Genomic DNA, 13,475 nt, shown 5'->3' with positions numbered 1-13,475 from the left:
ACCCGATACATCTAATAACCTGACCATTACCATCATTCACCTCAAAATGCTCCTTTTCAGCCTTCTGAAAAGGCTCAATTCCTAATTCGTAATTCCTGATTCCTAATTTCTTTTCCCTCCTCTGCGTTAAAAAACTCCTAAATCCATTCCTGTAAATGGCATAAAACGTACTAAAAAAATTATATTTGATCCTTGTGGCCGGTTTTCTATCATACCGTCGCCAGAAATCTTTATTGAATGATGTTACGTTTTCAACACAGCGAATATTTATGGGCACTGGTATTGCTGCTGGTATTGCAACTTGCATTCCTCAGTATATCCTGGTGGAAACGACGTTCTATTCGTAAACTCGGTGACCCTGTTCTTGTAGAGAAATTATTCACCGGTTATTCCCGTCGACGGTTCACTTTCCGCTTCCTCCTGATCTTTATCGCCTTCCTCTTTGGTGCTATCGGACTGGCAAACCTCCAGAAAGGCAGCCGTATGGAAAAGATCACCCGTAAAGGCGTGGATGTTGTGATCGCACTCGACGTGAGTAAAAGTATGCTGGCAGGCGACGTAAAACCTGACCGTCTTACCAGGGCCAAACAGCTTATATCCAAGCTGGCCGATAAACTGGATAATGACCGTGTCGGACTGGTCGTATTTGCAGGCAATGCTTACCTGCAGATGCCCCTGACCATCGACTACTCCGCCGCTAAAATGTACCTGACAACCGTAAGTCCCGATATGATCCCTACCCAGGGTACCGCTATCGGTCAGGCCATACAGGTAGCCAATGACGCTTTCAATAAGAAAGAAAGAAAACATAAGTCCCTGATCATTATCTCTGACGGTGAAGACCATGACGAAGCCGCTATCTCAAAAGCACGTGCTGCCTTCGAAGACGGTGTGGTCATCAATACCATCGGTATCGGTTCCCCAACCGGATCACCACTGCCAGACCCTGAAACAGGTACTAACAAAAAAGATAAAGAAGGAAATATCGTTATTTCCAAACTGAACGAAGAAGCATTGAAGTCCATCGCAGCTGCCGGCAAAGGCATTTACGAACACCTGGACAATAATACCGAAGAAGTTGTCAACTCCCTGACACAGAAGATCGATAGCATGGAGCAGAAAGAGTTCGGAGAAAACATCTTTACAGACTATAACAGCTACTTCCAGTATTTCCTGGCCATCAGCCTGATACTGCTCGTCGCTGAATTCTTTATTCCTGAAATCAGACGCAGCAAACGCGCTGACGTTGTTGTTACCGCTACAGAAAAACCATGACAAAACGCACACTAACATACCAGGCGCTCATGGCCGGGCTGTTGCTCTGCCTCTGCCAGCATTCCTTTGCCCAGACAGGTAATAAATATATCCGTAAGGGCAACGACCTGTATAAGAACAAACAATACACCGACGCAGAAGCGAACTATAAAAAAGCACTGGAAGTCAACCAGCAATCTGTGGAAGGCCGCTATAACCTGGGAAACTCCCTGTATGAACAAAAGCGTTACGACGACGCCCGTTCCCAGTATGCGAATAGCTTCAAGATAGCGCCTAACCGTGAAGGCAAAGCCGACGCCAGCTATAACATCGGTAATACCTTCATGGAAGGTAAAAAATGGGAAGAAAGCATCAAGGCCTACAAAGAAGCCCTGAAACTGAACCCCGCTGACGAACAGGCCCGCTATAACCTGGCCTATGCACAGACGATGCTGAAGAAACAGAATGGCGGCGGCGGAGATAACAAAGACAAGAAAGACAACAAGGATAAGAATAAAGACAAGAAACAGGACCAGCAGAATAAGGATCAGCAAAACAAAGATCAGCAGAAGAACAAGCAGGACGAGAATAAAGACAAAGAAAACAAGGATAAAAATAAAGAACAGCAGGACCAGAAGCCTGAACCACAGCCAAGCAAAATGAATAAGCAGGAAGCTGAACGTTTATTACAGGCGCTGGGACAGGAAGAAAATAAACTCCAGGACAAAATGAAAAAGGCTAAAGGCCAGGTTGTTCCTGTTGATAAAGACTGGTGATCTGCTTCGCCATTCTATTCATTACCTTTGCCTCATATTTGGAATTGTTTTATGCAGCTATATAGTAATTCACTGACAGAATATAAGAGGCTGGCCACTTTGGAAGTAAAGGTCGGAGACCTGCTGATTGGAAATAATAATCCGATACGTATTCAGACCATGACCACCACAGATACCATGAATACCCTTGGTACTGTTGAACAGGCCATCCGCTGTATCGAAGCGGGCGCTGAACTGGTACGTATTACCGCCCCCAGCAAAAAGGAAGCGGAAAACCTGCTGCCTATTCGTAATGAGCTGCGCAAAAGAGGTTATACTACTCCCCTTGTAGCTGATATCCACTTCACTCCCAATGCCGCTGAAATAGCCGCCCGCATCGTGGAGAAAGTGCGTATCAATCCTGGCAACTACGTCGATAAAAAGAAGTTCGAAACACTCACATATACTGACGCCGAATACGAAGAGGAAATAGACCGTATCCGCAAACAATTCACCCCACTGGTGAAAATATGCCAGGAACACGGCACCGCTATGCGTATCGGTACCAACCATGGTTCCCTCAGCGACCGTATCATGAGCCGCTATGGCGATACGCCAATGGGAATGGTGGAAAGCGCCATGGAATTCCTCCGCATTGCAGAAGATCTCAACTACAGGAATATCGTCCTGAGCATGAAATCGAGCAACCCGCAGGTAATGGTGCAGGCTTACCGTCTGCTCGTACATACCATGCAGGACCAGCTGGGTCATTGCTACCCGCTGCACCTGGGGGTAACAGAAGCAGGCGACGGTGAAGATGGCCGTATCAAATCTGCCGTGGGTATCGGTACATTACTGGAAGACGGTATCGGCGACACCATCCGGGTATCCCTTACGGAAGACCCGGAATTTGAACTGCCCGTATGCCGCGACCTGGTGAAACGTTACACTTCCCGCGCTGATCATACGCCTATCCCGGCAATTGAACAGGTGCCTTATTCCCCCTTCGAATACAAACGCCGTGAAAGCATCGCGGTAAATAATATCGGCGGTAAACAGGTACCCGTTGTTGTCGCTGATTTCAGCAACAACAGCGATATCACTCCTGCACACCTGCTGCCTGTTGGTTATAATTACAATGCAGATACCGATAAATGGAATATCGCAGATGCAGCAGCGGATTATATCTTCTCCCGCGAACTGCTCTCCTTCGCTTTACCGGGTACCCTGAAAGTAATTGTGCCACACGATACCTGGAAAGATGCGGAAGACAAGGAAAAGTACATGCCGCTGTTCACCGCGGAAGAATACCTCCTTGCCACTGAAAGGTCTGCGATGATCAACTTCATCGATCATAATACCGGTGTGGCACTGCCGGAGGCATTACTGTTACAGATGGCCAATGATCATACCATTGTCCTCTGTCTCCACTCCTCCAACGAGCACGCCATGCCCGAAGTAAGACGCGCTTTCGTGACCCTGCTCGACCGCCAGATCCAGCAACCGGTAATCCTGAAGTGTTTTGCGGACGCTACCTCTTCTGATGAACACCTGATACATTATGCGACCGAAACAGGCGCATTGCTGCTGGACGGATTCGGAGATGGTACCTGGCTGGTAAGCGAAGCCACCGGTATACAGGCGCCCGGACAAGCATTATTGAACAACATCGCCTTCGGTATCTTACAGGCCACCCGGACCCGTATATCGAAGACAGAATATATTTCCTGCCCTTCCTGCGGTCGTACACTGTTTGACCTCCAGGAAACCACGGCTAAGATCAGAGCTGTCACCAACCACCTCAAAGGCGTTAAGATCGCTATCATGGGTTGTATCGTGAACGGCCCCGGAGAAATGGCGGATGCCGACTTCGGATATGTCGGCAGCGGTGTAGGCAAGATCACACTCTACCGTGGCAAAGAAGTAGTAAAACGAGGCCTCAACAGTGAAGTCGCCGTCGATGAACTCATCTCCCTGATCAAGGAAAACGGTATGTGGGTGGAAACTAACTAAAAGGAAAAAGGTCTCGCAGTTGCGAGACCTTTTTGATCTAAGGTTAACGGATGACTCAGAAATCAATAAAGGGGGTTGTATGTTAGTCAGACAATCGAATTGTACTTTCTTCAACATTCACACTCTTTAACCATCAATAAAGTGATGGGGTTATCAAACTTTTGGGGTTAACTATACTTTGTCAGGTGATACAAAGGTAACACCATAGAGAAGGGTTTGTCAAGCGTATCAATACGCAATCTCTTGCGGAAACTACGTTTCAAAAACCTGCAAATCACTACGTTAATACATGGGAATAAATATTATTGGTCAACGTGTCTACTTATTAAAAAATTCCCTAATTTTTCACTCAAATTCATAACATTGAAGATGAAAAAGATCGTAACAGGTGTATTAGCATTCTTAATGGGTGCTACCATTGCAGTTGCTCAGACTCCGGCAACTACCACAAAGGACAAAGCAAAAGCAGAGCACAGAGCAGAAAAACCAGGTCAGAAAGCAAACAAACCAGCACTGGACACTACCGGCAGACCAATGAAAAAAGACGGTACACCAGACAAACGTTTTAAAGACAATCAGGCAAACAAAGATGGTAAACAACAGGGCCCGATGAAAAAAGATGGTACCCCTGACAAACGTTTCAAAGAAAACAAAGACACTAAAGACGCAAAGCCGGAAGGACCACTGAAAAAAGATGGTACTCCTGACAAACGTTACAAAGACAATAAGGAGAAGAAAGCTGAAGAGAAAAAAGCATAATCAACGGCTATACACTTTTCAACAGCGGCTATCTTACCACGGTAGGATAACCGCTTTTTTTATTCGTACATTTAGCCAATGTTGGACTTCAGGTTAAAAGTATTTTACACAGTAGCCAGACGCCTCAGCTTCACAAAAGCTGCCGAAGAATTATTCATCTCACAGCCCGCTGTCACCAAACATATACACGAACTGGAACAGCAGCTCGGCATGGCACTGTTTGAACGTATCGGCAATAAGATCAAGATTACCCGTGCCGGACAGATCATGCTCAAACACGCGGATGATATCTTTACCAGTTACCGTAACCTGGAATATGAGATCAATCAGCTCAAACATGAACAGGGCGGTCTGCTCTCACTCGGCGCCAGCACCACCATTGCACAGTACTTTATTCCCCCTTTACTGGCACAGTTCAATCAGCGCTATTCAGAAGTAACCGCCTCTCTTATTTCCGGCAATACAGAACAGGTAGAACAGGCCCTGCTCGATAAAACCATCCAACTCGGACTGATAGAAGGCCGTTCAAAAAACCCGGTATTGAAGTATGTGGAGTTTGCAAAAGACGAAATCGCATTAATCGGAAATGTGAAGTATGACTATGGGGAAGGGCCGCTCGGCGCCAATGAACTCAAGTCCATCCCCCTGCTGATGCGGGAACAGGGTTCGGGTACCCTGGAAGTAATAACAGACGAACTAAAAAGACTAAAACTAAAACTCACCGATCTCCAGATCGCCATGTACATGGGTAGCACAGAAAGTATCAAGTCTTATCTGCACCATGCACCATGCGCCGCTTTCCTCTCACTGCATGCGGTCAAAAGAGAACTGGAAGCAGGTGAATTCAAAATATTACCCCTGAAAAACTTCAGGCTGGTCAGGAAATTTCACTTCATTTACCTACAGGGACAACAGGACAAACTGGCCCAGTTATTCATCCGTTATGCACGTCAGCACGCAGGCGAACAACCTGGTGATATCGATGGCAGCATTATCGGCTAAACGTTCCTTCAAATAAAAACGCTTAACATCTTATAGAGCATCAGCCATATAAGACGTTAAGCGTTTTCTATTGAAGCATATATGCCTGCGATACTATGAACGCTGCAGGGTATATACGATATAACCGGTTTTACCTTCAAAGTTAACAGCCGCTCTCCATACCATCGTAGTATTGGTCAGTGAAGCAACATCTACGCGATAACCCGCAGTTACATTTTTAGCTTTAACGCCGGAGCCTACTTTCTTGAACTGGAAGCTGCTTATACCACCTTGTTTGTAAAGAGACCATACGATAGACTGAGTGGCTGTATTACACCCTTCGTCAGTAGAAGACAAGGTATAAGAACCATTGTTGTTGGCTGGCAGGATCCACTGGCTACCCTTGAAACAGTTTACTGACGCTTCGTCAAAAACTGTCACCTTGGAACCTCTTGGAATACCGTCAAATGTGATATCTGTTATAACCCAGTTTCCCTTCACAGAGCCTTCACTGGCGCTCTGTTCTGTGTTTGTTGCGCCAGACTGCGTTTTACAGGATATGGCAAATACAGATGCTACCAGGCATAATACTGCAAGTGTAAGGTGTTTCATGTTCAAATAATTTGATGTTTAAATTGTCAGTAACGCAATGCATTACGGGACGCAAGGTGGGAAAAAACAAGAAACGTACCAAATCCCTTATTGACGGGCCGGTTGTACCTGTTGTAACTGAGCTGGATATAGACGCAGCAGCCGTTCTTCCATATTACGGAACTGCTGATAAAAGTAAAAAGTACTGGCCGTCAGCGCCATCACGACCACGACTAAAGCAATAAACGCACAACGCCACCAGATACTGATCGTCATCGTGTTATTACGGGGCTGTAACACGTATGTCAGCGGCTCACCCGCTTCACCTTTTCTGCCTGCTTTTGCATAATAACCTTCTTTATGATGAGGCGTCAGCCGTTCTGCAATCTTATTCCACACCTTTGCCGGCGGCGTTACGCCGCCCTCTACCATGATCTTCTGCAACTTGTACTCAACAGCCGCTACCTCCGTATTCAGCTCCGGATAAAGACTGCGCATACGTTCGAATAGCTCCGCCTCATCGGCTGACACCAATCCAAGCAGGTAACTTTCAATAATGCCGCTTTCTATGTAGTCGTGAAGATCCAAAGGCAATTATGGTATCTAATGGTTTCAGAAAAGTGTTTCTCTTATCAACGTGCCTTCTACTGCATTCCAGCTTTCAAATGTCAAAATAACCTAATTGATTTCCAAATAAAATTCGTTGTAACATCTTAACTATCGCAAAATCCTTATGATAATGAATCGTTTACTGTCGCAGTTAATTACCCACGACCTGCTCAGTATGCAGTCTTTGCTTCTCTTCTGCCTTTCTCTCCTGTGCCTGCTGGTACTTCAGGAAATAATAGATCGCAAAGAACAAACATACCTTGGAAAGAATGAAGGTGATAATAAAGAACAGGCGCCACCATTTGTGTACAGTGATATGCTGCCCGTCTCTGGATTGGATATTGATGAAGGTGTATCTGGACTGATCATCCCCATGAGGTGGTGGTGGGTCATCTCGCCAGTTAATACGCTGGAAAATTCGTTCTTTCAGATAAGGGGAAGGTAATACAGCTTCTGAGAGTGCGGTTTTCTCAATACGTCGTTCCACGGCCATGATCTCCGCATTCAATGAAGGATAAAGCCGGCGCATATGCTGCAGCTCTTCAATCTCACTGACTGTGGCGATCCCCAGTACGTAACTTTCGATGATCCCGCTTTGTATGTAGTGATTAAGATCCAATTATTCCCCTAAAAATTTTCTGAATTCAACCATAATATCCCGTAACTGGTTCATAACCTCGTCCGGTTGTATACCTAATATACGGGCAACAGCTTCTTTTGGTAGTCCCTTATAATAACATAAATGAAAAATAGTCCGTTTTTGTGCAGGCAGTTTATTCGAAAACCGTTGTAACAGGCTGCTGTCAGCTTTTACTATTTCATTACCCAGCGGATTATTCTCGGCTTCTACTGCCTCCTGTACGGCCATTTCCCGTGCTACGCGCATCATCCATCCGAATAGTGTGGTGTTGCCGGATGCTTTATATTCATGAATGTTCTTAAAGACGCGCACGAAAACCTTCGTCAGTACATCTTCCGCCTTTCCGGTATCTCCTACCACCTGCAATATAATACTATATAATGCAGGCCCATAGTGGTCATACACCCGTTCCTGGGTGCGGGGGTCTCCTGCTATTAAGCGCTCCGTAATGATGTACTCGTCGATATGGACAGCTGATTGCTGCAAATTGTTATAGGTTTATGACAAAACTAAGATAAACTATTAATTACGAATCGTCAATTTCTTGTTATAACATATTCTTGCTATGAGCGTCTTCCAAAGACAGCTTCCACCGCTTCCTGCCGGTAACGAAAGATATCCCTCAACTGCCGCTGCACAAACAACGCATGGGCTAATTTACCGAATATACCTAATGGCATTGAGTAGTGCACAATATCCGTCATCTTCACGCCTCCCGGCACTTCCTCAAAATGATGCTGGTGATGCCACATCCGGTAAGGTCCCTCCCGCTGTTCATCAATAAAGTACTTTCCCTCCACCACATGAGTGATCTCCGTCATCCACCGTAGCGGAATACCCAGCACCGGTCTGATGATATAAGTGATGATCTGCCCGGCGTATACCGGCTTGTCTGTCTGCGGAGATGTAATGTCAAAACGCATATACGCAGGAGTGATCTTTTCCAGGTTTTCCGCACGGGAAAAGAAACGCCAGGCTTCATCCATACTGGCGTTTAATACCTGCTCATACTGTAAACGATAGATTTTTACCATAACTTCATAGTATGTTTTGTTGGCCCGGTGAGCCGACTTCAAATATAGTCATGTCCAGAGATCAGTACCAACAGCATTTCAGGGAAATGTATGACCGCCTTAACAGGCAGCAACGGCAGGCCGTCGACCAGACGGAAGGCCCCGTTATGGTCATCGCCGGCCCTGGTACCGGTAAAACACAGATCCTGGCCTCCCGTATTGGTAAGATCTTACAGGATACCGACTATCAGCCGCAAAATATTCTCTGCCTCACCTATACCGACGCCGGTACAGTGGCCATGCGTAAACGGCTGACCGACTTTATCGGTCCTGATGCTTACCGTGTCAATATTCATACCTTTCACTCCTTTTGTAACGAGGTCATACAGGACAACCTTTCGCTATTCGACAAGCATAGTCTGGACCCTGTCTCCGAACTGGAAAAGATCCAGTTGCTCAAAAAACTCATTGACGGGTTTACAAAAGACAATCCACTCAAACGCTACAGAGGGGATGTATACTTTGATATGAAAAACCTGGCCCAGCTCTTTTCTACCATGAAAAAAGAAGGCTGGACAGTGGCTTATATCAATGACGCCATCGCCACGTATATAGAAAGCCTGCCCTCCAGGGAAGACTTCATCGCAAAAAAAGCCGCCGGAGCATATGTCCGGGGAGATTTACGCACAGACAGGATCGCCCGTGAGAAAGAAAAAATGGTCCGCTTACAGGCGGCTGTAGAACAGTTTCCTGTATATACGGCATTAATGCATGCCGCCGGCCGTTACGACTTTGACGACATGATCAACTGGGTGATCCGCGCTTTTGAAGAAAACCCCGATCTGCTGGCCGACTACCGCGAGAAATACCAGTACATCCTGGTAGATGAATACCAGGATACCAGTGGTACGCAAAATCGCCTGGTACAACTGCTAACGGATGACCAGGAGCGTCCGAATATCTTTGTCGTAGGTGACGATGACCAGTCCATCTACCGCTTCCAGGGTGCCAGTATAGAGAATATGGCCCTGTTTGCAGAGACCTTCGCAGATAATCTTCATACGATAGTCCTGACGCACAACTACCGCTCGGTACAGCCCATCCTCGATGTGGCCATGTCACTGATCGCTAATAATGGCAACTCCCGGCTGGTCAACCAGCTCCCGGAACTGGATAAACAACTCATCGCGGCCCTGCCAGCCACACAATCACCGGTCCCGGTCATCAGGCGTTATAATACGCCCCGTGATGAAATGACCGACATTACGCAGCAGATAGCCCGCCTGCTCGAAAAAGGCACGGCGCCCGGCAGAATCGCTGTGATCTACAGAGAAAATAAATACGGAGAAGAACTGGCCCGTTACTGCCGACAGCAACAACTGCCTTTCTATTCCAAACGCAGCATCAATCTTTTTGAGGTCCCTTTTGCCCGGAAAGTATTGTCCATCCTCCGCTACCTGGCCTGTGAAGTTGATACGCCCTACAGTGGAGATGACCTGCTGTTCTCCATTCTGCACTATGATTTCTACAATATTCCGGCGATAGAAGTAGCGAAGATCAGTATCCGTGCCGCCGAGAAAGGCTACCGGGAAAAATCCTCCATTCGCCAGTATTTACAGGAATGGGCGCATACACGTAACCTGACGCTGTTCACCGCCGCACCAGAACAGGCGCTTGTCGACTTTTCCGCTATGATGGAAAAGCTGATACGGGATGCTCATAATGTGACCCTGCAGCAGTTGTTTGCAGCCGTCATCAATGAATGTGGCGTATTGTCCTATGCGATGCAATCACCAGAAAAACCCTGGCTGATGAAAGTCCTTCAGGCGCTATTCGACTTTGTGAAGGAAGAAACCCATCGCAATCCCGATCTGACACTCGTGCCATTCATGGACATGGTTGACCTGATGCGGTACAATGGTATCACCATTCCGCTGGTACAGGTATCCGGTAATGAAACCGGCATCAATCTGCTGACGGCGCACGGGGCCAAGGGTCTGGAGTTTGAATATGTATTCATTGCCGGCGCCAACGCACACCTCTGGGAAGAGAAAGTAAAAAGCGGCAGCGGATTCTCTTTTCCCGACACGCTCTTTACGACGACCCTCACCAGTACCGACGAACAGGAACTACGCAGGCTGTTTTACGTAGCCATTACCCGTGCCGAAAAACACCTGTACATCAGCTATCCGGAATACCGGACGGATGGCAAACCACTGGAACCCAGCCTTTTCGTTACAGAAATACTGGACCAGCATACCCTCCCGGTTGAAAAAGTGATCATCCCGGAAGAAGTTCAGTTCAGATTTGCAGCACTGGATTATACACCGGAACTGGCGCCGGAAATAGCCAAAACTGACCAGCCGCTGATAGACAACCTGCTGGCAAATTTTGTCATGAACGTCACAGCCCTCAACAATTATCTCGACTGCCCCCTGGGCTTCTATTATAAAAACCTGGTCCGCGTGCCTACCGGTCGTTCCGAAAACACGGAATTCGGCTCCGCAGTACACTACGCGCTGGAAAAACTCTTCCAGAAAATGCAGGAAAGCGGCCGCTATGAATTCCCTTCCAAAGAGGAATTCATCCGCGACTTTACCTGGAGTATGCTGCGCAACCGTGAAAGCTTTACCCGCGAGTCATTTGAAAGACGCCTGGAATATGGCCGGGACATTCTCGATCACTACTATGATACCTGGCTGCCACACTGGAATAAGGTAGTCAGCGTGGAAAGGAATATCCGCAGCGTGGTGGTGAGCGGCGTCCCATTAAAAGGAAAGATCGATAAACTGGAATTTGATGGCAACCTGGTCAATGTAGTAGACTACAAGACAGGTGACTATGAAAAGACCATCAAAGAATACCAGAAATTCGTCCGCCCCGATCAGCAACACCCCCATGGCGGAGATTACTGGCGGCAGGCCGTATTTTACAAGATCCTGCTGGACAATTACCGCCAGAAGAACTGGCAGGTGGTCAGTACGGAATTTGACTTCATTGAGCCTAATAAGCAACAGCACTATCACCGGGAAAAGGTAGTGATCACACCGGAAGATGTCCGGCTTGTGACCGGTCAGATCGTATCTGCCTGGACCAGGATCCAGAATAAGGAATTCTATACCGGTTGTGGCAAAAAAGATTGTGTCTGGTGTAATTTCGTAAAAGACAACAAGTTACATGTAGCCCTGCACGACCTCAGTGAAGAAGACGAGTCAGACAATGGATATAGGCCCGGTCAGCTCCTCCAACAACAGCCATTACCCGATCTTTAACAAAAACTTACCATAACCCGGCGGTCTCCGCCTCCCGGCAGATTTGGATATTACTGATTGGAGTTTGATCTTTGGAACCGGTTTTTGGAATAACACATTAAATGATGAATCATATTTTCCGTAGCTGGGCCAACTGGCTGATCATACTAAGCGCCTGTATTTATCTTTTGCCGGGTTGCGCTAACATCGTTCCCCCAAGCGGTGGCCCGAAAGATACCCTGGCGCCCAGGCTGATGGACATTAATCCTCCGGACTCTACCCTTCATTTCAAGGCTAAAAAGGTCTCTTTTACTTTCAATGAATTTGTACAGGTAGACAATGTGTTTGAAAAGCTGATCGTATCTCCTACCCTGAAACGTACCCCTTCGGTTACTTTCAAGCTGAGAACAGTAACGATGGAGATCAAGGATACCCTGGCGCCTAATACCACTTATACATTCAACTTCGCTGACGCGATCAGGGATAATAACGAAAACAACCCTATTCAGGACTTCCAGTACGTAGTTTCCACCGGCGACTACCTGGATTCCCTCCAGGTAAGAGGGTTCATCATAGATGCAGAAACAGGTAAACCGGATAGTAACGTATCCGTAATGATCTACCGTAGCGACGTTGACTCTATTGTATCAAAGGAAAAACCGGTCTACTTTGCCCGCTCCAAAGGCAATGGCGCTTTCTGGTTCAGAAATATGGCCCCGGGTGATTATAAACTGTTTGCGCTCAAAGAAGAAGACAGAGACCTTCAGTACAATCAGCCTAAGGAAATGATCGCCTTCAATGATAGTCTGCTGCACCTGCGTCAACAGAACCTGAGTGATATCACAATGCTGATGTTCACCGAGATAGATAGCACCCTGAAGAAACCTGAAGATGTACCGGCCGAAGACCAACCGGCGCCGGAACCAGAACCGGAGAAGAAGGAAAAGGACAAAGACAAAGAGAAGAAGAAAAAACGTATCCTGAATATCTCGCCTGACCTGAGCGATAACAAACAGGAACTGGGCAAACCATTACTGATCTCCTTCAGTTATCCTGTCACAAAATTTGACAGCATGGCCATCAGCCTGACACAGGATACGCTGTATACACCAGTGGAATTCACCACAACACTGGACTCTACCCGTACCAAACTGTATGTCAACTTTGACTGGAAAGAGGGTAAACCGTATGAACTGATCATTCCGAAGGAATCTGTTGCCGACTCTACAGGATTACAACCTACTAAATCAGATACGATCACCTTCAATGCGAAGAAAGAATCCGATTATGGTAAGGTAATGGTATCCCTCACACTGAGTGACAGTTCCAAAGCGGCTATCAGCGACACGATGCATTATGTGGCACAGCTCGTTGTTAATAAAGAAGTAAAATATTCCGGTAAAATAGTACGTGGCTCCTGGATCCAGAAGCGTATTACCCCCGGGGAATATGAAGTATGGATCCTGATGGACCAGAATGACAATGGCAAATGGGATCGGGGCGTCTACTATGGTACGCCTAAGAAACAGCCTGAAAGAGTGGTCAGCTTCCCTAAAAAAGAGAACATAAAGGCCAACTGGGCAGTAAAAGTACCGGTCAGCTTTTAGCG

12 protein-coding genes are annotated in these 13,475 nt (G+C 46.8%); 7 read left to right on the top strand and 5 right to left on the bottom strand.

Annotation, left to right across the window (positions count from 1 at the left end):
• Positions 1 to 237: 237 nt before the first annotated feature.
• The 5 genes from BMZ72_RS17945 to BMZ72_RS17925 all read left to right on the top strand — a co-directional run bounded on the left by BMZ72_RS17945 (position 238) and on the right by BMZ72_RS17925 (position 5,783).
• Complete coding sequence (locus tag BMZ72_RS17945; RefSeq protein WP_089810764.1) at positions 238 to 1,275, top strand: VWA domain-containing protein; 1,038 nt, start codon at positions 238 to 240, stop codon at positions 1,273 to 1,275.
• Positions 1,272 to 2,030 carry a tetratricopeptide repeat protein gene (locus BMZ72_RS17940; protein ID WP_218155263.1) on the top strand — a complete coding sequence of 253 codons (759 nt, stop codon included), beginning with the start codon at positions 1,272 to 1,274 and terminating at the stop codon, positions 2,028 to 2,030. Before BMZ72_RS17945 ends, BMZ72_RS17940 begins: the two co-directional genes overlap by 4 nt.
• 51 nt (positions 2,031 to 2,081) lie before the next feature.
• Entirely contained in the window at positions 2,082 to 4,022 is a 1,941-nt protein-coding gene (gene ispG, locus BMZ72_RS17935) for a (E)-4-hydroxy-3-methylbut-2-enyl-diphosphate synthase (RefSeq protein ID WP_089810762.1), read from the top strand.
• A 369-nt stretch (positions 4,023 to 4,391) separates the two neighbouring features.
• Positions 4,392 to 4,781, top strand: a complete 390-nt coding sequence (locus tag BMZ72_RS17930; protein ID WP_089810759.1) for a hypothetical protein — start codon at positions 4,392 to 4,394, stop codon at positions 4,779 to 4,781.
• A gap of 78 nt (positions 4,782 to 4,859) precedes the next feature.
• On the top strand, positions 4,860 to 5,783 hold the full coding sequence (locus BMZ72_RS17925; protein ID WP_089810757.1) for a LysR substrate-binding domain-containing protein: 924 nt from the start codon (positions 4,860 to 4,862) through the stop codon (positions 5,781 to 5,783).
• A 93-nt stretch (positions 5,784 to 5,876) separates the two neighbouring features.
• On the opposite strand, the gene BMZ72_RS17920 is transcribed toward BMZ72_RS17925, so the two are convergent.
• The 5 genes from BMZ72_RS17920 to BMZ72_RS17900 form a co-directional block, all read right to left on the bottom strand.
• Complete coding sequence (locus BMZ72_RS17920) at positions 5,877 to 6,374, bottom strand: lipocalin family protein (protein ID WP_089810755.1); 498 nt, start codon at positions 6,372 to 6,374, stop codon at positions 5,877 to 5,879.
• An 87-nt stretch (positions 6,375 to 6,461) separates the two neighbouring features.
• The gene (locus BMZ72_RS17915; protein WP_089810753.1) at positions 6,462 to 6,941 is read right to left on the bottom strand and encodes a hypothetical protein; all 480 of its coding nucleotides are present in this window, start codon (positions 6,939 to 6,941) and stop codon (positions 6,462 to 6,464) included.
• Positions 6,942 to 7,113: 172 nt separating this feature from the next.
• Complete coding sequence (locus tag BMZ72_RS17910; RefSeq protein ID WP_089810751.1) at positions 7,114 to 7,581, bottom strand: hypothetical protein; 468 nt, start codon at positions 7,579 to 7,581, stop codon at positions 7,114 to 7,116.
• Positions 7,582 to 8,088, bottom strand: coding sequence for an RNA polymerase sigma factor (locus BMZ72_RS17905; RefSeq protein ID WP_089810749.1), 507 nt, complete (start codon positions 8,086 to 8,088; stop codon positions 7,582 to 7,584). It abuts the gene before it with no gap.
• Between the two features lie 77 nt (positions 8,089 to 8,165).
• Positions 8,166 to 8,636 (bottom strand): SRPBCC family protein, encoded by a 471-nt coding sequence (locus tag BMZ72_RS17900; RefSeq protein ID WP_089810747.1) that lies wholly within the window; start codon positions 8,634 to 8,636, stop codon positions 8,166 to 8,168.
• A gap of 50 nt (positions 8,637 to 8,686) precedes the next feature.
• Between BMZ72_RS17900 and BMZ72_RS17895 the strand changes: the two genes are divergently transcribed.
• Both BMZ72_RS17895 and BMZ72_RS17890 read left to right on the top strand, forming a co-directional pair.
• Positions 8,687 to 11,887 carry an ATP-dependent helicase gene (locus BMZ72_RS17895; protein WP_089810745.1) on the top strand — a complete coding sequence of 1,067 codons (3,201 nt, stop codon included), beginning with the start codon at positions 8,687 to 8,689 and terminating at the stop codon, positions 11,885 to 11,887.
• A 101-nt stretch (positions 11,888 to 11,988) separates the two neighbouring features.
• Positions 11,989 to 13,473 carry an Ig-like domain-containing protein gene (locus BMZ72_RS17890; RefSeq protein ID WP_089810743.1) on the top strand — a complete coding sequence of 495 codons (1,485 nt, stop codon included), beginning with the start codon at positions 11,989 to 11,991 and terminating at the stop codon, positions 13,471 to 13,473.
• Positions 13,474 to 13,475: the final 2 nt, after the last annotated feature.

Origin of the sequence: Chitinophaga sp. YR627 (assembly GCF_900114995.1) — a bacterium.
Taxonomy (GTDB): Bacteria; Bacteroidota; Bacteroidia; order Chitinophagales; family Chitinophagaceae; genus Chitinophaga.
This window is presented reverse-complemented; position numbering and strand designations above follow the sequence as displayed.